Origin of the sequence: Noviherbaspirillum humi (assembly GCF_900188095.1) — a bacterium.
GTDB lineage: Bacteria > Pseudomonadota > Gammaproteobacteria > Burkholderiales > Burkholderiaceae_D > Noviherbaspirillum > Noviherbaspirillum humi.
This window is the reverse complement of the sequence record NZ_FZOT01000008.1, coordinates 104,134-125,410: the sequence shown is the minus strand read 5'-3', so window position 1 is coordinate 125,410 and position 21,277 is coordinate 104,134. Positions and strand designations below refer to the sequence as shown.

Annotated in this window: 18 protein-coding genes; 10 read left to right on the top strand and 8 right to left on the bottom strand. The window is 62.1% G+C overall.

What is annotated here, in order from left to right:
- Position 1 precedes the first annotated feature (1 nt).
- From CHB88_RS13625 to CHB88_RS13615, 3 genes are all read left to right on the top strand, one after another.
- Positions 2-1,825 carry an ATP-binding protein gene (locus tag CHB88_RS13625; RefSeq protein WP_089399881.1) on the top strand — a complete coding sequence of 608 codons (1,824 nt, stop codon included), beginning with the start codon at positions 2-4 and terminating at the stop codon, positions 1,823-1,825.
- The gene (locus tag CHB88_RS13620; RefSeq protein ID WP_089399880.1) at positions 1,806-3,329 is read left to right on the top strand and encodes a response regulator; all 1,524 of its coding nucleotides are present in this window, start codon (positions 1,806-1,808) and stop codon (positions 3,327-3,329) included. The genes CHB88_RS13625 and CHB88_RS13620 overlap by 20 nt, the downstream gene beginning before the upstream one ends.
- Before the next feature lie 100 nt (positions 3,330-3,429).
- Positions 3,430-5,526, top strand: coding sequence for a hybrid sensor histidine kinase/response regulator (locus tag CHB88_RS13615; protein ID WP_217900166.1), 2,097 nt, complete (start codon positions 3,430-3,432; stop codon positions 5,524-5,526).
- Between the two features lie 212 nt (positions 5,527-5,738).
- Here CHB88_RS13615 and CHB88_RS13610 read toward each other — a convergent pair whose 3' ends face one another.
- The 3 genes from CHB88_RS13610 to CHB88_RS13600 form a co-directional block, all read right to left on the bottom strand.
- On the bottom strand, positions 5,739-6,230 hold the full coding sequence (locus CHB88_RS13610) for a hypothetical protein (RefSeq protein ID WP_143131269.1): 492 nt from the start codon (positions 6,228-6,230) through the stop codon (positions 5,739-5,741).
- 190 nt (positions 6,231-6,420) lie between these two features.
- Positions 6,421-7,464, bottom strand: coding sequence for a GGDEF domain-containing protein (locus CHB88_RS13605; protein ID WP_176442461.1), 1,044 nt, complete (start codon positions 7,462-7,464; stop codon positions 6,421-6,423).
- A 273-nt stretch (positions 7,465-7,737) separates the two neighbouring features.
- Positions 7,738-9,279, bottom strand: coding sequence for an AMP nucleosidase (locus CHB88_RS13600; RefSeq protein WP_089399876.1), 1,542 nt, complete (start codon positions 9,277-9,279; stop codon positions 7,738-7,740).
- 156 nt (positions 9,280-9,435) lie between these two features.
- On the opposite strand from CHB88_RS13600, the gene CHB88_RS13595 reads away from it, so the two are divergent.
- From CHB88_RS13595 to CHB88_RS13570, 6 genes are all read left to right on the top strand, one after another.
- Positions 9,436-9,954 carry a MarR family winged helix-turn-helix transcriptional regulator gene (locus tag CHB88_RS13595; RefSeq protein WP_089399875.1) on the top strand — a complete coding sequence of 173 codons (519 nt, stop codon included), beginning with the start codon at positions 9,436-9,438 and terminating at the stop codon, positions 9,952-9,954.
- Between the two features lie 61 nt (positions 9,955-10,015).
- Positions 10,016-11,692, top strand: coding sequence for an FAD-dependent oxidoreductase (locus CHB88_RS13590; RefSeq protein ID WP_089399943.1), 1,677 nt, complete (start codon positions 10,016-10,018; stop codon positions 11,690-11,692).
- Between the two features lie 48 nt (positions 11,693-11,740).
- Entirely contained in the window at positions 11,741-12,754 is a 1,014-nt protein-coding gene (locus tag CHB88_RS13585; RefSeq protein ID WP_089399874.1) for an amidohydrolase family protein, read from the top strand.
- 66 nt (positions 12,755-12,820) lie between these two features.
- Positions 12,821-13,792: a Bug family tripartite tricarboxylate transporter substrate binding protein gene (locus CHB88_RS13580; RefSeq protein WP_089399873.1), complete on the top strand. Its 972-nt coding sequence runs from the start codon at positions 12,821-12,823 to the stop codon at positions 13,790-13,792.
- A gap of 111 nt (positions 13,793-13,903) precedes the next feature.
- Positions 13,904-15,586, top strand: coding sequence for a PQQ-dependent dehydrogenase, methanol/ethanol family (locus CHB88_RS13575; protein WP_217900164.1), 1,683 nt, complete (start codon positions 13,904-13,906; stop codon positions 15,584-15,586).
- Between the two features lie 11 nt (positions 15,587-15,597).
- Positions 15,598-15,891 carry a c-type cytochrome gene (locus CHB88_RS13570; protein WP_089399872.1) on the top strand — a complete coding sequence of 98 codons (294 nt, stop codon included), beginning with the start codon at positions 15,598-15,600 and terminating at the stop codon, positions 15,889-15,891.
- 260 nt (positions 15,892-16,151) lie between these two features.
- Here CHB88_RS13570 and CHB88_RS24505 read toward each other — a convergent pair whose 3' ends face one another.
- The 4 genes from CHB88_RS24505 to CHB88_RS13550 form a co-directional block, all read right to left on the bottom strand.
- Positions 16,152-16,694, bottom strand: a complete 543-nt coding sequence (locus CHB88_RS24505) for a hypothetical protein (RefSeq protein WP_143131268.1) — start codon at positions 16,692-16,694, stop codon at positions 16,152-16,154.
- 292 nt (positions 16,695-16,986) lie between these two features.
- Entirely contained in the window at positions 16,987-17,793 is an 807-nt protein-coding gene (locus tag CHB88_RS13565; protein WP_245844963.1) for a CsgG/HfaB family protein, read from the bottom strand.
- Between the two features lie 640 nt (positions 17,794-18,433).
- Positions 18,434-18,934: a YdcF family protein gene (locus CHB88_RS13560; RefSeq protein WP_245844962.1), complete on the bottom strand. Its 501-nt coding sequence runs from the start codon at positions 18,932-18,934 to the stop codon at positions 18,434-18,436.
- A gap of 315 nt (positions 18,935-19,249) precedes the next feature.
- A complete protein-coding gene (locus tag CHB88_RS13550) occupies positions 19,250-19,507 on the bottom strand; it encodes a hypothetical protein (protein WP_089399869.1) in 258 nt (85 codons plus the stop codon).
- 232 nt (positions 19,508-19,739) lie between these two features.
- On the opposite strand from CHB88_RS13550, the gene CHB88_RS13545 reads away from it, so the two are divergent.
- Positions 19,740-20,216 (top strand): c-type cytochrome, encoded by a 477-nt coding sequence (locus CHB88_RS13545; RefSeq protein WP_425436104.1) that lies wholly within the window; start codon positions 19,740-19,742, stop codon positions 20,214-20,216.
- Positions 20,217-20,248: 32 nt separating this feature from the next.
- On the opposite strand, the gene CHB88_RS13540 is transcribed toward CHB88_RS13545, so the two are convergent.
- Positions 20,249-21,232 carry a tripartite tricarboxylate transporter substrate binding protein gene (locus tag CHB88_RS13540; protein WP_089399867.1) on the bottom strand — a complete coding sequence of 328 codons (984 nt, stop codon included), beginning with the start codon at positions 21,230-21,232 and terminating at the stop codon, positions 20,249-20,251.
- Positions 21,233-21,277 lie beyond the last annotated feature (45 nt).

The window sequence follows — 21,277 nt, the reverse complement described above, 5'->3', positions numbered from 1 at the left end:
GATGGCGCTGCGACTGCTTACCCTGCGCATCGACGGCGAGCTCGACGTCGTCGCATCGCGCCAGCGCGCGCGCCAGATCGCGGGCCTGTGCGGCTTCGGCGCGCAGGACCAGACCCGCATCGCCACCTCGGTGTCGGAGCTGGCCCGCAACGTCTACAACTATGCCGGCCGCGGCCGCATCGAGTTTTCCGTCGAAGGCGTCACCACGCCGCAGGTGCTGATGATTTCGATCGAAGACCAGGGACCGGGCATCCCCCATCTCGACCTGGTGCTGTCCGGACGCTACCAGTCCAGCACCGGCATGGGCCTGGGCCTCATCGGCGCGCGGCGGCTGATGGACCAGTGCGAGATCGATACGGCGCCGGGAAAGGGCACCACCATCCTGCTCAAGAAGCTGCTGCCCGCCGGCGCGCCGCTCATCACCGCCCGCATGGCGGGCGACTTTGGCGCGCAGCTGGCATCCGGCTCGCAGGCCGGCGCCACCCTGGCGGAATTGCAGCAGCAGAATCAGGAGCTGCTGAGCACGCTGGCGGAGCTCAAGGCGCGCCAGGATGAAATGCTGCAGCTCACCCGCGAACTGGAGGATACGAATCGCGGCGTGGTGGCCCTTTATGCCGAGCTGGACGAGAAGGCCGATCATCTGCGCCGCGCCGATGAAATGAAATCGCGCTTCCTGTCCAACATGAGCCATGAGTTCCGCACGCCGCTCAGTTCCATCCGGGCGCTGTGCAAGCTGCTGCTGGACCGGGTGGACGGCGAGCTCACCGGAGAGCAGGAAAAGCAGATCCAGTTCATCCTCAAGGGCTCGGAATCGCTGAGCGAGCTGGTGAACGACCTGCTGGACCTGGCCAAGATAGAGGCCGGCAAGATCGAAGTCCGTCCTTCCCGGTTCGACGTCGCCGAGATGTTCAGCGCCCTGCGCGGCATGCTGCGGCCGCTGCTGGTCACCGAAACCGTGAGGCTGGTCTTCGACGAGCCCGAGGGTGTCGGCAGCATCCATACCGACGAAGCCAAGGTATCGCAAATCCTGCGCAATTTCATTTCGAACGCGCTCAAGTTCACCGAGACCGGCGAGGTGCGCGTCAGCGCCGCCGCCCTGCCCGATGAAGAGGCGGTGCGCTTCACGGTGCGCGATACCGGTCTGGGCATCGCCCCGGAAAACCATCAGGTCATCTTCGAGGAGTTCAGCCAGGTGGAGAACCGCCTGCAGCAGCGGGTGAAGGGAACCGGCCTCGGCCTGCCGCTGTGCCGCAAGCTGGCTCACCTGCTCGGCGGCCGCATCGAGCTGGAAAGCGAACTCGGCACCGGATCGGCGTTTTCGGTGGTGCTGCCGCTGCGGCTGCAGCAGGACGAGCCGGCCTGGCAGGCGCTGCCCAGCCAGGCCGAGGATGATGGCCGCTTGCCGCTGCTCATCGTGGAGGACAACCGCCAGACCAGCCTGATGTATGAGAAGTACCTGGAGGAAACGGAGTTCAGGCCGGTGACCGTCCGCAGCGTCTGGGAGGCCGAGCAGGCCTGGGGCACGTTGTCGCCGGCGGCGGTGCTGCTCGACATCCATCTGGGCAGCGAGGATACCTGGCGCTGGCTCAACAAGCTGAAGATGGATCCGCAGCGGCGGCAGGTGCCGGTCATCATCGCCACCGAGGTGGACGACCAGCACAAGGGATACACCCTGGGCGCCGACGCCTATTTCGTCAAGCCGCTGTTCCGCGAGGATCTGCTGGGGGCCCTGCGCCGCCTCACCGGCTCCGAATCGGGCGAGGCGCCGCAGCAGAACGTTAACGACACCATGCAATCGAACCGATATGACGTCAAACCAAGCTGACGAGCTCATCCTCAACGTGGACGACACCGATGCGGCCCGCTATGCGAAGACGCGCATCCTGACCCGCGCCGGCTTCCGCGTGGCCGAAGCGGCCAGCGGCGCCGATGCGCTGGCGCTGGCGCGCTCGGAGATGCCGTCCCTGGTGCTGCTCGACGTCAAGCTGCCCGACATCAACGGCTTCGACGTCTGCCGCATGCTGAAGGAAGACAAGGCGACGCAGATGATCCTGGTGCTGCAGACGTCCGCTTCGTTCATCGGCACCAGCGACAAGATACGCGCGCTCGAAGGCGGCGCGGACAACTACCTGTTCGAGCCGATCGAGCCGGAGGAACTGGTGGCCAACGTGCGCGCCTTGCTGCGCCTGGGCCGTGTGGAGCGGGAACTGCGCGACATGGACCGGCGCAAGAACGAATTCCTGGCGGTGCTGGCGCATGAGCTGCGCAACCCGCTCGGGCCGATACGCAACGCGGTCGAGTTTCTGCATCACGCCGATGCGCAGGGCGCGCAGAACCAGGAGATCGCCCGCCAGACCATTCTGCGCCAGACCGACCACATGGTCCGGCTCATCGACGACCTGCTGGACGTGGCGCGCATCTCCCAGGGCAAGATCACCTTGCGCCAGGAGGTGGTGGAGCTGAAATCCGTCATCCAGGCCGGGGTGGAGTCGGCCCGTTCCGCCATCGACCGGCACCAGCACCGTTTTGCCGTCGAACTGCCGGATCGCGACCTCTGGCTCAACGGCGACAGCGTGCGCCTGGCCCAAATCATCTGCAACCTGCTGACCAACGCCGCCAAGTTCACGCCGCCCGGCGGCGAGCTGGCCATCGGCGCCGCCCAGCAAGGCGATGAGGTCGTCATCCAGGTGCGGGACAACGGCATCGGCCTGTCGTCCGAGGATGCCGCCAGCATCTTCGAGCTGTTCACCCAGGCCGGGCACCTGCCGGACCGGGTTCAGGACGGCCTCGGCATCGGGCTGGCGCTGGTGAAGATGCTGGTGGAACTGCATCATGGCAGCGTCAGCGTCGCCAGCGCCGGAACGGACAAGGGCAGCACCTTCGAGATCCGGCTGCCGCTGGCAATGCGGCAGGCCGAGCCCGACCACGTGGATGAGGCCAGCATGCCTGGCGCTGCCGGCCACCGCATCCTGGTGGTGGACGACAACGTCGATGCCGCCGACACGCTCGCGGCGCTGCTCGAGATCGATGGCCACGACGTCCGGAAAAGCTACGGCGGCGGCGCCGGCATCGACATGGCGCGCCAGTTCAGGCCGGACATCATCTTCCTCGACATCGGCCTGCCGGACATGACCGGCATGGAAGTGGCCGCGCGCCTGCGGCAGCTGCCGGAAACGGCGGATGCCGTCATCATCGCGCTTACCGGCTACGGCCAGGAGCGGGACAAGGAGCAGGCCATCGAATCCGGCTTCGACCGCCACCTGACCAAGCCGATTTCCTTCGAGATGCTGACGGCGACCATCCGGTCGTCGATCGAATCGAGGAAGTGATGCCTGCGGGAAGGCGGATGGCCGTGCAACCGGCCGTTCCATCGCCCCCGTGCGAACCGAAACTGCGTTCAACCTGACGCGCCAAGGAGAGATAGCTACCGTGAAGCAGCCAGTCACGCCAGTCGATGCGTCCCCGGCCTTCCTCGCCGGGAGCGGCGTCATGGGCGAAAAGATCGCGGCCTTCGACTGGAACGCCACGCCGCTCGGCGACATGGCGCAGTGGCCGGCCGCGCTCAAGACGTCGATCAGCATGGTGCTCAATTCCCGATTTCCCATGTATTTGTGCTGGGGCGAGGCATTCATCAGCTTCCACAACGACGCCTATGCGCCGCTGCTTGGCGTCAAGGAAGCGCTGGGCAAGCCTTTCGCCGACGTCTGGCCGGAGGCCTGGGACACGGTGGGGCCGTTCGCCCGCCGTGCGCTGGCCGGAGAAGCCACCTTCGCCGAAGACCTTCCCATCGTGCTGGAGCGCCATGGCTATCCGGAGCTGACCTATTACACCTTTTCCTACAGCCCCATCCGTGACGAGAACGGCGCCGTCGGCGGCATCCTCTGCACCGTGGTCGAGACCACGTCGAAGGTCACGGCGCTCAATGCCCTGAAGGAGAAGGAAGAGGCGCTGCGCGAGCTCAACGCCAGGCTGGAGAGCGAGGTCGCGGCGCATGCCGCCGAACGCGACCGCGTATGGCGCATGGCCCAGGACATCATGGCGGTGGCATCGCTGGGCACCGGACGCTTCCTCACCGTGAATCCGGCATTCAGCGCCGCGCTCGGCTGGACCGAGGAGGCCGCCACCAGCATGCCCTTCATGGACATGGTGTATCCCGACGACAAGGACGACGTGGCGCGGAACATGCTGGTCCTCGCCGCCGGCACGCCCCTGGTGCGCTACGAGACGCGGGTGATGCACAGCGACGGCTCCCACCGCTGGCTGTCGTGGACCATCGTCCCGGAAGGCGAGCTCCTGTACGGCGTGGCGCGCGACATCACGGCGGAGAAGCACCAGGCGGAAGCGCTGCGGACGGCGGAAGAAGCGCTGCGGCAATCGCAGAAAATGGAGGCGGTAGGGCAGCTGACCGGCGGCCTCGCCCATGATTTCAACAACATGCTGGCCGGCGTGGTGGGCAACCTGGAGCTGCTCAAGCTGCGCCTGGGGCAGGGCGAGGCGGACGAGCTGCGGCGGCGCATCGATGCCGCTCTGGCCGTGACCGAGCGCGCCTCGGCGCTGACGCACCGGCTGCTCGCCTTCTCGCGGCGCCAGGCGCTTGACCCGAAGCCGACCGACGTCAATCAGCTGGTGGGTTCCATGCACGACTTGATCCTGCGCACCGCCGGGCCGGCAATCCAGGTGGAGACGCGGCTGCAGCCCGACATCTGGAACACCCTGTGCGACCCGAACCAGCTGGAAAGCGCGCTGCTCAATCTCGCCATCAATGCGCGCGACGCGATGCCCGATGGCGGAAAGCTGGTGATCGAGACGGAAAACATCCATCTCGGCGCCGGCCATGTGCGGGTCTATCAGGAGCTCACGGCGGGCGAATACGTCGCGGTGAGCGTTTCCGACACCGGAACCGGCATGCCGCCGGAAGTGGTGGAGCGCGCCTTCGATCCCTTCTTCACCACCAAGCCGATGGGCCAGGGAACCGGCCTCGGCCTGTCGATGGTATATGGCTTCGCCAAGCAGTCCGGCGGCCAGGTGCGCATCTATTCCAGCCCGGGCAAGGGCACCATGGTCCGCCTGAAGCTGCCGCGCCATGTGGCGACCCGGGATGAAAATCCGGCGGCTGCCGCTGCGTCGGCGCCGGCCGTGGCGTCGATGAATGCCAGCGTGCTAGTGGTGGACGACGAGCCGGTGGTCCGCAGCCTGCTGGCCGACATGCTGCAGATGCAGGGCATGCAGGTGCTGCAGGCGGAAGACGCGCCCACGGCGCTGAAGGTGGCCCAGTCCGCGCCCAACATCGACCTGCTGGTGACGGATGTCGGCCTGCCGAACGGCATGAACGGCCGCCAGCTGGCCGACATCATGCGCACCCACTGGCCGGCCCTGCCGGTGCTGTTCATCACCGGCTATGCGGAGAATGCGGTGATGAAGAACGAGTCCCTGCCGGCGAACATGCAGATTTTGGTGAAGCCGTTCACCATGAGCGCGCTGATGGAGCGAATCAAGACTGTATTGGCGACGGCAAGCCAGGTTTAGAAGTCCAGGAACGCTGCGGCAACACTTAGTAGGCGCTTTGATCCCTACGCGAGAACCGACTTCAATTCATTTTCCCCAATCAGGACTGCCAAGAATTCGCCGGTAGGGCTCCTAAATGGCTTTCCTCTTCAGCATTTGCGATCTGCCCGATACAGAAAACATAAGCGTTAACTAAAGCTGTCTTACGGTCCATTTGGCGAATCGTTTTTCTTTTACTGATAAGACTCAGCTAGTTTTCGGTGGTATTTGTCCAACCAATTCCTGCCGAATTTATTCTGGACGAAGGCCAGTACCTGGCTATGCTCCAGTCTTGCCAAATTGCCTAGGCTGACTAGATCATCGGCATAAATGCTCAAGATTTCATCCTTCAGATCGGCTGATAACTCGCACATCATGGTTAACACCTGAAGCGAGATATCTTGGCCGTTCCGATTCAATTCGTCCCAGACATCGGCTTGTTCGTAATCGCCGACTAGCTGAACCATATCCCCGCTCCAACAGCCAAGCCATTGCTGTGAATAGTGACCAAGCTGCTTGTGTGCTAACCACGCCGAGTTGGCTGAGCCGATGGTAAGTAGTGCAAGTCCGGCACTCAGATGCTTGCTGCCGGTAAGCATGGAGGGAAAATTGCCACTACAAGGGAATCGAGATGGCTCCAGAAATTGGAGTTTGCTTGAATTAAAAATACGAAAATACTGGCTCATGGAAACCTCCGAAGGTTCATGTTAAATCAACATGTTCCTCCGTCACCGGTTTTTTTCAGACCAAGCCATTTGAGAAGCGCGGCGTTTTAACCGCTTGAGAGCATTGGAACAGATCGGGTCGATGTCGTTCAGGATTCGTCTATAGGCATGATTTCTAGCCAGGCGTCATGCTTTGCCATTCATGTTTTATTCAGGCGGCACTGCGCTCCCGCATGCCCAAAGCCATCTCGATCCGGTTCCGTCCCTCCCACTTGGCGCGGTAGAGCGCCTCGTCGGCGCGGGCGATGGCCTGGGCTACCGTCTCGTCCGGGCGGAATGCGGCGATTCCCATTGAAATGGTGACCGGCTTCGCTTCCAGGAGAGGCAGGCGGGCGGCGGCCACGCGCTGCCTGATGCGCTCGGCGAATGCCTGGGCCGCGTCCGCCGACGTGCTGGTGAGCAGCATCAGGAATTCCTCGCCGCCGTAGCGGCCGACGTGGTCGGTCTTCCTGACCTCGGATTGCATGGCGCAGGCGATCTCGCGTATCACCTGGTCGCCGATGCCATGGCCGAAGCTGTCGTTGATCGCCTTGAAATGGTCGATGTCGATCAGGCAGATGCAGAAATCGCCGCCGTGCCGCTCGGCGCGGTGTTTCTCCTGTTCGGCCAGGCGCAGTATCTCGCGCCGGTTGAAGACGCCGGTCAGTTCATCATGGGTGGCGAGGTGCTGCACCGCATGCATGGCCTGGTTCAGTTCGCGCACCAGGTTGGTCCGGCTTTTCTCGAACAGGAAGATATCCAGGCCCACCGAGCAGATGATGCCGATGGTGGAGACCAGCTGCAGCAGCGGCATGTCGCGGACCTGCACCGCAGGAAAGGGAAAGCCGGATTTCTGCGCGGCGTAAATGCCGAGCACGGCCAGCACGCTCAGGATGGCCCAGCGCAGCGCCGCGCGCAGCCCGCCGCCCAGCATGGCGATGAAGGAGCACATGGAGAACCAGATGATGGAAGGCGACGAGATGCCGCCCACCCGGTAGCAGATACCGAGCAGCAGCAGGAAGATGACGGCGATGAGGGCATCGCGGGCGAGGGCGATGCCGCGTCCGAGCAGCAGCGGCACGGCCAGTATGGGCGGGATGGCGGCAAAGCAGAGCCAGGCGGTCGCCGGATCGCCGAGATAGAGGTAGAGCAGTCCGAAGACGGGCGCAATGGAACCCGCCATGACGCAGCCGAAGAGGATGTTCTCGGCATGCATGAGCCTGACCGGGTTCTCCTGGATGGCGGGCGGAATGAAGCGCCGCATCCGCCGAAAGAACGGACTCGGTCTGGTATCTGGCTGCATCGTCTTCCCCTGGCGGACTGCGTGTCCGTTTCGTATTTTTTCTGTTTTTGCAGGTTCTTCATCGCTCCACCGGGGCGGGGCGAATGATCGATTATACGGGCCGGATTCCGCGCGCGAAACTGGAGTTTGTCCGACACGCCGGCTTCCTGCAAACCCTGCCCGGAACAGGGGATGTCCCGGCCCGGATTACTGGAAAGCCACCTCGGCGAAGCTGCGCAGCTTGCGGCTGTGCAGGCGCTGCACGCCCTGCTGGCGCAGCAGCTCTACCGTGCGGATGCCGATGCGCAGATGCTGGTCGACGCGGGAACGGTAGAACTCGTTCGCCATGCCCGGCAGCTTGATCTCGCCATGCAGCGGCTTGTCGCTCACGCACAGCAGGGTGCCGTAGGGGACCCGGAAGCGGAAGCCGTTGGCGGCGATGGTGGCGCTCTCCATGTCGAGCGCGATCGCCCGGCTCTGGCTGAAGCGCCGCTCCGGCGTGCGGTGCGGCAGCAGCTCCCAGTTGCGGTTGTCGGTGGAAGCCACGGTGCCGGTGCGCATGATGCGCTTGAGGTCGTAGCCGGTGAGCTTGGTGACCTCGGCCACCGCCGTCTCCAGCGCCACCTGCACTTCAGCCAGGGCCGGAATAGGCACCCACAGCGGCAGGTCCTCGTCCAGCACATGGTCCTCCCGCACATAGCCGTGGGCCAGCACGTAATCGCCGAGCTGCTGGGTATCGCGCAGGCCGGCGCAGTGGCCCAGCATCAGCCAGGCATGCGGCCGCAGCACCGCCACATGGTCGGTGATGGTCTTGGCGTTGGCGGGGCCGACGCCGATGTTGATCATCGTGATGCCATTGCCGTCGGCCCGCACCAGGTGGTAGGCCGGCATCTGCGGCTGGCGCGGCGGCGCCTTGCCGGCCGCATCGTCCGGCTGGCGCGGATGGCCGGCGCGGCGGGTGACCACATTGCCCGGTTCGACGAAGGCGATGTAGCCGCCGTCGCGCGCTTCCTCCGGCGCTTCGGCATCGCTGCGCATGATCTCGTGGCCCATGCGGATGAATTCGTCGATGTAGAACTGATAGTTCGTGAACAGCACGAAGTTCTGGAAATGGCCGGGCGAGGTGCCGCAGTAGTGACGCAGCCGGTGCAGCGAGTAATCGATCCGCGGCGCGGTGAACAGCGACAGCGGCTTGGGCTGGCCGGGTGCCGGGTCGCAGGTGCCGTTGGCGATGCCGTCGTCCATGGAAGCCAGGTCGGGCAGGTCGAACAGGTCGCGCATCAGCAGGCGGCGCAGGGTGCTGATATTGCCCTCGATATGGTCCTGCTCGGAAAAGGAGAAATGCACCGGGATCGGCTGGGCGCTGGTGCCGACCTCCAGCTGCACCTGCTGATGCCGGCCGTGGTTCTGCAGCAGCAGGCGGAACTGCTCCAGGTAGTAATTCGAGAAAAGGTCGGGCCGGGTGAGGGTCGTCTCGAAAGTGCCGGCGCCTTCGACGAAGCCGTAGGACAGCCGCGTATCGGCCGGCAGCACGCTGTCGGTATGCAGGCGCACGAAGGGGTAATAGGCCCTGACCCGTTCGCCGAACTCCTCGCCGGCGATGAAGCGCTGCAGGTGGGATTGCAGATGGTCGATGTTCTGGTCGTAAATGGTGCGGACCTGCTCCAGGGCGGCGTGCGGATCGTCAAAGCAGGCGGAAGCGATGAATTTAGGCGTCAGCAAGGTGCAGCTCCTTCCATTAGGCGGCATATGCGAGAGCCCTGTGCAACACACATGCCAGAGGGAATCATCCGTCGACGCTTTCGAGTCTACCCCAAGCACCTGCATTCGGCGAAGCGTGATCGCAGCATGGTGATGATGCGCTACACTTGAGCGACCTCAATCCATCGACACATTCACCGACCGATGCCGGACAGCGCCAACCACAGGAAGCCGCAGGCCGCGACGCAGAAGCGTCCGCGCACGACCGATCAGGGCTGGCGCCGCCATAACATCGGCCGCCTGCTGAACAACGCGATCCAGCGCTTCGAGAAGCGCATCCTCGAACAGATGGAGCAGGCCGGGCATGGCGGCTGCAGCCTGAGCCATATCGGCGTGACCCGAAACCTCGACATCGAAGGCACGCGCGCCACCGAACTGGCGCGCCGCGCCGGCATGACCAAGCAGGCCATGGGCGAACTGATCGCGCAGCTGGAAGAGCGCGGCCTGGTCGAACGCCGGCCCGATCCCATCGACAGGCGGGCCCGCATCGTTTATTTCAGCGACCAGGGACTGGAATGGCTGAATGCCTTCCATATCGCGCTGGACCGGGCGGAAAGCGAGATGCGGCGAGAAATCGGCGCCGCCGGCCTCGAGCTGATGAAGCAGGCACTGGAAAAATACGGTGCGCGGGAAGAGGCGCATGCGGCATTGCCGCATGGATAGCGCTTGACGAGTTAGTAAGGAAACCTTACCTTAAGCGGAATCCAGTCAATTGGGGTCTGCCGTGCCTGCTGCTCTCCCATCCCGAAGCGCTGTCGTCATCGTCGGCGGCGGCCCTTGCGGCTTGATGCTCGCCAACGAACTCGGCCGGCGCGGCATCAGCGCCGTGCTGGTCGATGAAAAGCCGGGCACCGCCTTCAATCCCCAGGCCAATGCCACCCAGGCGCGCACCATGGAGCATTTCCGGCGCCTCGGCATTGCGGAAGAAATACGCAGCCTCGGCCTGCCGCCGGACTTCCCCACCGACATCGCCTATTTCACCCGCTACGCTACCCACGAGCTCGGCCGTTTCCGCCTGCCGACGGCGCGCCAGGCGCGTGAGCGCGTCAGCACGCTGAAGGGCGCCTGGGGCGCGGCCGAGCTGCCGCACCGGGTGTCGCAGAAATTCGTCGAGGCGGTGCTGCGCAAGCATGCCGAAAAGCTGCCTGGCATCTCGGTCAACTATGGCTGGCGCATGACGGCCTTCCGCGATTCAGGCGATGCGGTGGAGGTGGAGGTGGAGCGCATACAGGATGGCGAGCGGCAGACGCTGCGCGCCGACTACCTCGTCGGCGCCGACGGCCCGCGCAGCCCGGTGCGCCAGCAGCTCGGCTTCCGCTATGCCGGCGAGACCGGCGTGGCGCGCGACTTCATGGGCGGGCGCATGTATGCGATCTACCTGCGCGCGCCGGACTTCTACGAGGCGGTGCCGCACGATCCGGCCTGGATGAACGTCAGCTTCAATGCCGACCGCCGGGCCTTCATGGCGGCGGTGGACGGCAAAGGCGAGTTCGCCTTCCACACCCAGCTCAAGCCGCACGAGAACGAGGACGAGATCACCGACGACGAGGCGGCGCGCATGTTCCAGCGGGCGGTCGGCGCGCCGGTGAAAACCGAAGTGCTGTCGCGCCGCAGCTGGACCGCCGGCCATGCGCTGGTGGCCGACCATTTCCAGCGCGGCCGGGTTTTTCTCGGCGGCGATGCGGTGCACCTGTTCACCCCCACCGGCGGCCTCGGCTACAACACCGCGGTGGAAGATGCGGTCAACCTCGGCTGGAAGCTGGCGGCGGTGCTGAAGGGGCAGGCGGCGCCGGCCCTGCTCGACAGCTATGAAGCCGAGCGCCGGCCGCTGGCGGTGCGCAATACCGGCTACGCCAGGCGCTTCGCCGATTCGCTCGGACTGTTCATGCCGGTGCCGGAACTGGAGGAAGACAGCGACGCCGGGCGCGAAGCGCGGCGCAAGGCCGGCGAATACCTGGAAGCGCACGGCCGGGCCGAGTTCAACATCCCCGGCATCACCTTCGGCGGCCGCTACGACGGTTCGCCAGCCATCTTTTCCGACGGCACCCGGCCGCCGCCGGACGCGGCCAACGAATACATTCCCAGCGCCTGTCCAGGCGGCCGCCCGCCGCACATCTGGGTGGGCGATGGCGTATCCTTGTACGACACCTTCGGACCCGAGTGGACGCTGCTGGCCCTCGGTCCGCAGCCGCCGGATGCAACGCCTTTCCTCGAGGAAGCGGCCCGGCTGGGGCTGGAAATGACACGGGTGGCGCATCCGGCGCCGGAAATCTTGGCGATGTACGAAGCGCCGCTGGCGCTGATCCGGCCGGACCAGATCGTCGCGTGGCGCGGCCATAATGCCGGCGAGGCGCCGGCCGTGCTGGCGCGGCTGACCGGCAGGGCGCCGCCGCCGGATTGAGTTGCAGCATCCTCGCATAACCAGACAACAGCAAGAGGAGGAGACACTATGAAGAAGATAGACATCTACAACCACGTGATGCCGCAGCGCTACCTGGAGATGATGAAGCAGCACTCCAAGGATGCCGGCATCGTCAAGCGCATGACGAGCCTGCGCATGCTGTGGGATATCGAGCACCGGGTCGAAATGCTGAAGCAGTTTCCCGACGTGCAGCAGGTGCTGACGCTGTCGCTGCCGTCGCCGGAGGCGCTGGGCGACGCCGAGCTGTCGCCGCAGCTGGCCCGCATCGCCAACGACGACATGGCAGCCATGGTGCAGCGCTGGCCGGACCGCTTTCCGGCTTTCGTCGCCGCGCTGCCGATGAACAATATCCCGGCGGCGCTGCAGGAGATGGACCGCGCCATCGGCGAGCTCGGCGCGCGCGGCATCCAGCTCTCCACCAACATCAACGGCCGCCCTCTCGACGATCCCGAGTTCTATCCGGTGTTCGAGCGCGCCACCGCCCATCACGGCGTGCCGATCTGGATGCATCCGGCGCGGCCGGCCACCCGCTCGGATTATCCGACCGAAACCAAATCCAAGTACGAAATCTGGCAGGTGCTGGGCTGGCCCTATGAAACCAGCGCGGCGATGGCGCGCATCGTCTTCTCCGGCCTGTTCGACCGCCTGCCGGAAATGCGCATCATCACCCATCACTGCGGCGGCATGATCCCGTACTTCTCCGGCCGCGCGGAAACGCTCTGGGCGCAGCTCGGCAGCCGCAGCGCCGACGAGAACTACGAGGACATCCTCAAGCGCATGGCGAAGAAGCCGATCGAGTATTTCCGCATGTTCTTCGGCGACACGGTGCTCGGCGGGTCCGCCTCGGCGCTGCGCTGCGGCCTCGATTTCTTCGGCCCCGACAAGGTGGTGTTCGCCAGCGACTGCCCCTTCGATCCGGAGGGCGGGCCGATGTTCATCCGCGAAGGCATGCGTTCCATCGAATCGCTCAACCTGTCGGACGAAGACAAGCGCAAGATCTATCTGCTCAACGCGCTCAAGCTGCTGGGCATGAAGGAGTAGCAGGACTCCCTGCCGCGGGAGACGCTGGAGCGGCGCACACCAACGGAAGGAAGAGAAGGAGACATCATGCAGTCCTTGATCCGCTTCATCGGCGTCGCATCGCTGTGCCTGGCCGCCGCCGGCGCCGCCCAAAGCCAGACTTATCCGTCCCAGCCGGTCACGCTGATCGTGCCCTACACGCCCGGCACCGGCATCGACATCATCGCGCGGACCGTCGGCCCGAAGCTGCAGGAACGCCTCGGCCAGCCCTTCATCGTCGACAACAGGCCGGGCGCTTCCGGCAACATCGGCGCCGAAGCGGTGGCCAAGGCCGCACCCAACGGCAACACGCTGATGATCACGGTAAACACCTTCACCATGACGCCGGCCCTGTACAAGAAGATTCCCTACGACCCGGTGGCGGACTTCACGCCGATCAGCAAGCTCGCCTTCGGCTCGCTGGCGCTGGTGGTGAACCCGGACGCGCTGCCGGTAAAGAGTCTCGACGAGCTGGCCAGCTATGCCAAGGCGCGGCCCGGCAAGATCAACTACGGCTCGCCGGGCAACGGCACGCCCCAGCACCTTGCGGTGGAAATCCTGAAGGAGCGTCTCGGCATCGACATGGTGCATGTGCCCTACAAGGGCGCCGCCGGCGCGAATACCGATCTGCTCGGCGGCCACATCCAGCTGATGGTACTGCCGGTGCATACCGCGCTGCCCTTTGTCCGCCAGGGCAAGCTGCGCATCCTGGCGGTGTCCGGCGAGAGCCGCTCGGTGCTGGCGCCGGACGTGCCGAGCATGGGCGAACTCGGCATCAAGAACCTCGACGTGGACCTGTATTTCTGGCTCGCCGGTCCGGCGAACCTGCCCAAGCCGGTGGTGGCCAGGCTCAACCAGGAGATGGCCGCCATCATGGCCATGCCGGACGTAAAGGAGTCCCTGATGCGCCAGGGGCTGGTGCCGGCGACGAGCTCGCCGGAAGAAATCAATGACAGCATCAAGAAAGATGTCGTGCGCTGGAAAACCTTCACCCGGCAGCACAACATCACGGCGGATTGACTTGAAAGCCCGCGCATGGCGGCTTGAGCCGCCGTGCGCTTTCACAGAAGAGCCGCGCCGAAGCGGCCGAAGACATCCATGAACCCAACAAGCACACAGGGAGACAAACGCATGCAGTCCATCATCCGCACCGGCGTCGCCGCCGGCCTGCTCGGCCTTTGCGCGCTCAGCGGCGCGCAAACCACCCAAGACCTGCTCAACGATGCGCAAACCACCGGCGACGTGCTGGTCAACGGCATGGGTTACGCCGCCCAGCGCTACAGCCCGCTGACCCAGATCAACAAGACCAACGTCAAGCGCCTGGTCCCGGTGTGGAACACCTCGCTCGCCAGCAATACCGGCGAGCAGGCGCAGCCGGTGATCCATGACGGCGTGATGTACGTCACCACCTTCAACGCCACCTTCGCCATCGACGCGCTGAGCGGCCGGGTGCTGTGGCGTTCCGCCCTCGATCTCGATCCCGGCTTGGCGCGGGTGATCTGCTGCGGCCAGGTCAACCGCGGCGCGGCGCTCTATGAAGGCAAGGTGTTCCGCGGCACGCCGGATGCCTTCATGCAGGCCCTGGATGCCAAGACCGGCAAGGAACTGTGGCGCACCAAGCTGCTCGACTGGGAAGACGGCTACTCCATCACCGGCTCGCCCATCGTTGCCAACGGCGTGCTCATCACCGGCATGGCCGGCGGCGAATACGGCGTGCGCGGCTTCATCGCCGGCTTCGATCCGGCCACCGGCAAGGAACTGTGGCGGCATCACACCGTTCCGGGGGAGAACGAGCCGGGCAGCGACAGCTGGCCCAGCAACGACATGGCCAAGCGCGGCGGCGGCACCACCTGGGGCCCCGGCTCCTACGATCCCAAGCTGGACCTGGTCTACTGGGGCACCGGCAATGCCGGGCCATGGGATTCGCGCGGCCGCAAGGGCGACAACAAGAACACCGCCTCGGTGATCGCGGTGCGGCCCAAGACCGGCGAGCTGGTCTGGGCTTTCCAGTTCACGCCGAACGATGCCTTCGACTTCGACAGCATCAGCCAGATGGTGCTGGCCGATATCAAGGTCAACGGCCAGACCCGCCCGGTGCTGATGCACGCCGACAAGAATGGCTTCATGTACGTGCTCGACCGCAGCAACGGCAAGTACATCGCCGGCAACAAGTTCGTGAAAGTCACCTGGGCCGACGGCCTCGATCCGAACGGCCGACCCATCCTTTCGGCCGCCACCAAGCGCTTCATGGAGAACAACGACAAGATCGAAACCTGGCCTTCCAACAGCGGCGGCGTGAACTGGCATCCGATGGCCTACAGCCCGCGCACCGGCCTCCTGTATGCCAACACGCTGGAATTCGGCATGGAGATCGTCGGCAAGGGCCCGGTGGAATACAAGTCGCGCGGCCAGCTTTACATGGGCGTGTCGATCAAGAAGCTCTATCCGGAAGACGGCAACCGCGGCTACCTGAAGGCCATCGATCCGCTCACCGGCAATATCAAGTGGCAGGTGCCGGCGCAGATCCCGCACTGGGCCGGTACCCTCGTCACCGCCAGCGATATCGTCTTCACCGGCGACATGCTCGGCGCCTTCAAGGCCTTCGACGCCAACACAGGCAAGGTGCTATGGAGCTTCCAGACCGGCTCCGGCATCGTCAGCCAGCCCATCACCTGGGAGCACAAGGGACGGCAGTACGTCACGGTGCTGAGCGGCATCGGCGGGGTGTACGCGCAGAACAGCGGCGACGAACGTTTGCGGAACGTACCCACCGGCGGCTCCGCCTGGACCTTCGCCCTGTTCGATAACAAGTGAGTGAGGATGTAATGAAATTGATCGCGTTGACGCTGCTGCTGGCGGCCGCCACTGCCCACGCCGAAGTCCCGCTCTCGGAAGCGGGGAAATCGGTTTATGAGAACAACTGCATCACCTGCCATGGGCCGGACATGGTCAACCCGGGCACGGTGACCTACGACCTGCGGAAGTTTCCGAAGGACGCCAAGCCGCGCTTTCTGTATTCAGTGATGAACGGGAAGGGCGGGATGCCGGCGTGGAAGGGGACGTTGAAGCCGGAGGATGTTGAAGCGTTGTGGGCTTATGTGTTGACGGAGGGGAAGTAGGCATTGATGGTTCGAAGGTTTATTGACAATGAATGTGCAGAGCTGCGCCATACTCGCATAGTGCTCAGGAAAGCATTGTCCCTATAACTACATGTATGGATTGTCTTGGAAACCCAGTCAGAAGAGGATCAGCTTAAGCGGCATCGCTGCCAGCGATGCCGCCTCGGCTTCAGAGAAATTAAAAGAGTTAGAAAAAATTCTCTATTGATCGCACTCGGGGTGCCAATTCAGACCTCAGTTGGCATGACATAAAAATAAGGTTAAAAATGACCGATAGTTCTATTCCGTGGGTCATATCGCCCAGATGTATGAAGGACCCCAATCTGAGAATCGCTAAAGTCGGCAAGCTCTTTTCCACCATAGCCAAAGCTGTTCGCTATACCAATAGCTACTTTTGCAGCAGCAGTGGAGTCAGCACTATTCAAATTAAATTTTTTGGGAAACACCAACCCCGGAAGTTTGCCAATTTTAGCTGGACCAACGACAGCATATTTATCGTTTCCGAGGCTAACGACGAAAGCCACGGAGTCGGAGAGGTCTAGGCGATCATTTTTATCGTCTGCTTTGATTATTCGATTCGCAATTCGACATGCCATTGTGTAGTTTCCCGCGACTTGTACATCTACTTTTTGACCGGATTGCGAGATGACGAACTTGTCCCCTTGTTGGGCTGCACTTAGCACATTCCGCACATTCGCCATTGTGACAATGTTTTGTCCATTTAGTTTAAGCGAAGGAGTTTCAGATTGTTTGATGGTGGAAAGTTGAGCAACTTCTTGATTACGATTAACGCCCGTAGCCATGATTTCTCCTATTGATAAGTAAGATTAAAGGTATCAGACAGCATTTAAGGTTTAGCAATGGCTATGCCAACCTAGAAGTAAATAAGAAACTTTACTCAATCTTTTCTAAATGGAGTAAATGCACTCAACGATTCTTAGTTATTTTTACTTCTTTCCAAACTTCCGAATCCGATTTTCGCTATTGGAAGTGTTATAAGAAACAAGTGGATTGGAGCACTCAATATAGCCACAGGGCACATCAGCTGGCCATTCACGCTGCAACATTGGTATTGCAAATTTTAAAAGGCGGTGCTTAATTGACTTTTAGCTTCCCGCCCTTCCCAAGCCCACCTTCAACATTCTGAGCTACATAGTTGCGCGTCGCGCGAACAATGTTGTTGTAGCTGTCCATGAATGCGGCGACCAGAACCTTGCCTTGCGGCGTGTTCGTAAATCCGCCGGCGCCACCGCCGAAGCTCGATCCCAAAAATCCGAAGCCGCCGGACATATCGAAGTTTTTCGCCGAGCCCTCAGCGGCTGCGAGCTGAACGCCAGAGCGGTTATCCACCATCAGGAGCATCGTTGACGCTTCATTCGACTTCATTCCCGCTGCCACGACACTTCCAATTGCGCCAATCAGGCCGCCGCCAAATCCTCCTGCTCCACCTGTGCCTTTCTGGCTGATGGTGACCGAGGGGCTGAGCGAGTAGTCTGCCGACACCATCTGGCCCTTCCCGAAGTTCGAGCCGTTCCGGAGTTCCCCGCGTGCCTGCAATTCCCGTTCAGTGTTCATGTTTCCCATCGCTCGGCCACGCTCGACGACGACGAAGCAATTGGATTGCTGAACGATGAGGCGAAGCACGGGAGTGGTTGATTGCAGCTGATACTGCTGTCTGAAATAGCCGAACCAGGGTTGCGTAGTGTCTTCAACGATTGCAATCGTGCCTAGCGGCTTGTCACATTTCTCCAGTTTCGAGGATGCATTCTGGGCAGTGGCTCCGCCGGCGGACCCAGTGGCGACTGTTTTCGCGCTGTTGTCCCCTATGGACGGCATGGTTCCTTCGCAGCCTGCTGATATGACAGCAGAAAATAGCAAGATCACTTTCGAGAATGCTTTCACGATTTTTTCCCTGAGCAGAAAGGCGTTGCTTTGTTAATGGAGGGGTAGAAGTATTGAATAAATTAACATTCGGATAACTATATTGAAATCAAAAATGCCGGACAAGATTTATGTACGGGTCATATTGGACGTGAGGCGGTTTTGCCTCAGGTTGGGCATAGATAATTCTGTACACAATCAAGTGCGCAATACTTAATTGCGCAAGTCGTTGCCGTTTTGATTTTGATTTTCACGCATCAGTGATGCCGTGATGATTTTCTTGAATTGGTGGGGCGATCAACAACGAAGAAAAGAAAACGTAGATTGCGCTTATGAAAGGTAACGACAAGCTCGTCACCCCGTGACTCGTCGCCAAATGTAACGATCAAAAAATTTGACTCATTTGTTTCTTGGGCCGCGGAGTGACCGAATGACAATCTGACAATCGGCGGCTGAAGTCAGAGGAAATAATCAATTACTACAGCGCAGGATAAACAGATGGCAGAAAGCCGCTTTACTGCGTTCCTCAATTCGTTTTACCACGGAGGTACTTGAAAAGTACGCGGTTATCCAGACTTGTTCTTGATGGCCTATGGGATGATTGACTTCTGTCCCATTCGTGTAGAAAGCCAATACGCTGGCAAGGCAATCATCTCCCTCGCTATGGAATAAAGGTCTCGCGCCTCGAAATAGTAGGCATGGGCCGTGCGAACCGTCTGGATGCCGGCCTGTCGCAGTGCGAAGCCCTGCGGGTGATGTGGAAATATTGCGTGATGACCAACGCGGTCGTGGCATTGTTTGCCTTCATGATCTCGGCGCTATTGCGGGCTGTTGCCTCGGTATTGTCGCCATGCTCATCGAGGATGAGGGCTGCACGTGGCACCTGCTGGCTTGCCAGATAATCGGCCATGACCTGTGCCTCGCTGAAGCCTTCCACGCCCGTGCCGCCGCTGACGATGATGCGCTTGAACATGCCTTGCCGGTACAGTTCGACGGCTCGGTCGAGGCGAGCGCGCAAGCGTTTTGATGGTGTGCCGTCCGGTAGCACTTTGGAGCCGAGGATTATCCCCACATCGCTGACTTGAACATCGTCGCGCAAGCCGTCGATAACGATGCTGCCACTGTAGAGCAGCAGTAACGCAGGAAGCAATAGAACGAGCAAGCGAGATAACCGCACGTCAAACGCTATTCTGCAAGATTAGGGCGCGACACTGCATCGTGTCCATGACGCCAAAGCGGACAGTGCAAAATTCGATGAATGCGTCTTGCTCAGCCGGTGAAAGGTTCTCGATTGGTTCGATCTCCAAACCTTTCCGTGCAGGGTTTTCAAATCGCACTTGTAGGGAAGGTCGGTGTTTGATGAAAAGCTCCCAGGTGATTCCTTTTTCATGATCGCTAACGATGCGCTCGACCCCCACGAAGGCCCATATGGCGCTGAAAACTATCGCCGCGACGCCTAGCTTAAGCGAACCATTCATCATGGCGCAGACAGCTTGAATTCACGCCGCATCTGTTCGGCGATGATCATCCCGTAGATTCCGGGACAAGCTCGGCTCGTGCCATGGGTCTTTGCGAACTCTCGATGGCCACCGAGCTTGTTGATCTGAAAGTAGTGGAGCGAAGTCTTGATCATTATGGATACGGCTTTAACAAAATGCACGGCAATCTGTTCCGGCCGTGTCGTCTCGATGACTTCGGTAAATCCTTCTCCATCGGTAACGCCGCCATGCTGCACACCATTTCCTCGTCTACCGATTCGCCTGTGCGCAGTCAGGCCGCATTATGCCACTCGTGACGTAGGCCGGACATGCAAGTAAGGACACCGGTTTTCCTCGTTTGGAACAGGCTGCACACGCCCGTAAAAGACGCCGGTCACCCATGGCTGCCTGGAAGAGCCAAGACATCCTCGAGCACAATATGAAAGAATCAACGCTTACCCATGCGGGAAGCAAGCCGCTTCAATGAAAATGAAGAAAACAACACGCTTCGTCTTTGGCCTGAGCATTGCCCTGCTGGGCGTGATCTTCGTTTTTCATGCCAGCAAGGACAAACGAGGAAAAGTGCTGATCGATCCGGCTAACCAGCGATTGATAGCAAGCGGCAAGGCCCTCTACGCCGCCCACTGCGCCGCCTGCCATGGCGCGAACCTGGAAGGCCAGCCGGATTGGCGTCAGCGGCTGCCGGATGGCAGGCTGCCGGCGCCGCCGCATGACGACAGCGGCCATACCTGGCATCACCCGGATGTGCAGCTCATCGATATCGTGAAGAATGGGTTGGTGCCTGGCAGGACGGCGCCGGAGGGCTACGTGAGCAACATGCCGGCCTTTGGCAACCGGCTGACGGACCAGGAGATCGTCGCCGTGCTGGCGTACATCAAGAGCAGCTGGTCGCCCGAGATGCGCCAGCTGCAGGAAGACGTGACCCTGCAGCGGCATTCGCGCTAAGGGACGTCATAAGGGACGTCAAGCGAAAAGGCTCACTCCGACGTGATGTTCGACTCCTTCGCCACCTTGCTCCACTTCGCCGTCTCGGTGCGGATGAAGCTGGCCAGCTGCGCCGGCGTCGTGTCGCCGGCGGAGACGCCCTGTTCCTGGAAGCGCTTTTCCACGTCCGGCATCTTCAGCACCTTCATCAGTTCGGCATGGACGCGCTGCTCGATCGCCGGTGGCGTGTTGTGCGGCGCCATCAGCGCGAACCAGGTGGTGACGTCGTAGCCTTTCACGCCAGCCTCGTCCAGCGTCGGCACGCCGGGGTAGGCACTGGAGCGCTTCTGGGTCGTCACCGCCAGCGCCTTGACCTTGCCGGCGCGGATATGCGGATTGGCGGAGGGGCTGGTCTCGATCGCCATCTGGATCTGGCCGGCCATCAGGTCGGTCATCATCGGCGCGCCGCCCTTGTAGGGGACGTGGGTGATCTCGGTGCCGGTGAGGGCGCGGAACAGTTCTCCCGACATATGCTCGGTGCTGCCGGTGCCGGCGGAGCCGTAGTTGACCTTGCCAGGATTCTTCTTGATGTAGGCGATCAATTCCGGCACGGTGTTGGCCGGCACGCTCGGATTGACGATCAGCACGTTTGGCGTCAGGGCGACCAGTCCGACCGGATCGAGATCCTTGCCGAAATCGTAGGTGAGGTTCTTGTAGATGCCGGGCGCCATGGTGTGGGCCACCGTCGCGAGGAAGAAGGTGTAGCCGTCCGCCGGCGCCCGCACCGCGGCGGCTGCGCCGATATTGCCGCCGGCGCCGGGCCGGTTGTCGATGATCACCGGCTGCTTCAGCGCCTCGCCCAGCTTCTGGCCAACGGCGCGGGCGATGATGTCTGTCGTGCCGCCCGGGGCAAAGGGGACGATGAGGGTGATGGGCTTGGCGGGCCAGGCGTCGGCTGCGAGCGCCGGGATGCCGGCGCAGAGCAGGGCTGCGCCAAGAGCGCGGGCAAGCAGGGAACGGCGGGTGAACGACTTCATGGAGCTTCCTTCTGATGTCTTATGAATTAGTGATGTTGTTACGCG

Bases quoted from the DNA above. Each gene is read 5' to 3' on its own strand.
- CHB88_RS13625 (WP_089399881.1), top strand. From the start codon at position 2: ATGGCGCTGCGACTGCTTACCCTGCGCATCGACGGCGAGCTCGACGTC.
- CHB88_RS13620 (WP_089399880.1), top strand. From the start codon at position 1,806: ATGACGTCAAACCAAGCTGACGAGCTCATCCTCAACGTGGACGACACC.
- CHB88_RS13610 (WP_143131269.1), bottom strand. From the start codon at position 6,230: ATGAGCCAGTATTTTCGTATTTTTAATTCAAGCAAACTCCAATTTCTG.
- CHB88_RS13605 (WP_176442461.1), bottom strand. From the start codon at position 7,464: ATGCATGCCGAGAACATCCTCTTCGGCTGCGTCATGGCGGGTTCCATT.
- CHB88_RS13600 (WP_089399876.1), bottom strand. From the start codon at position 9,279: ATGCCGCCTAATGGAAGGAGCTGCACCTTGCTGACGCCTAAATTCATC.
- CHB88_RS13595 (WP_089399875.1), top strand. From the start codon at position 9,436: ATGCCGGACAGCGCCAACCACAGGAAGCCGCAGGCCGCGACGCAGAAG.
- CHB88_RS13585 (WP_089399874.1), top strand. From the start codon at position 11,741: ATGAAGAAGATAGACATCTACAACCACGTGATGCCGCAGCGCTACCTG.
- CHB88_RS13580 (WP_089399873.1), top strand. From the start codon at position 12,821: ATGCAGTCCTTGATCCGCTTCATCGGCGTCGCATCGCTGTGCCTGGCC.
- CHB88_RS13575 (WP_217900164.1), top strand. From the start codon at position 13,904: ATGCAGTCCATCATCCGCACCGGCGTCGCCGCCGGCCTGCTCGGCCTT.
- CHB88_RS13570 (WP_089399872.1), top strand. From the start codon at position 15,598: ATGAAATTGATCGCGTTGACGCTGCTGCTGGCGGCCGCCACTGCCCAC.
- CHB88_RS24505 (WP_143131268.1), bottom strand. From the start codon at position 16,694: ATGGCTACGGGCGTTAATCGTAATCAAGAAGTTGCTCAACTTTCCACC.
- CHB88_RS13545 (WP_425436104.1), top strand. From the start codon at position 19,740: ATGAAGAAAACAACACGCTTCGTCTTTGGCCTGAGCATTGCCCTGCTG.
- CHB88_RS13540 (WP_089399867.1), bottom strand. From the start codon at position 21,232: ATGAAGTCGTTCACCCGCCGTTCCCTGCTTGCCCGCGCTCTTGGCGCA.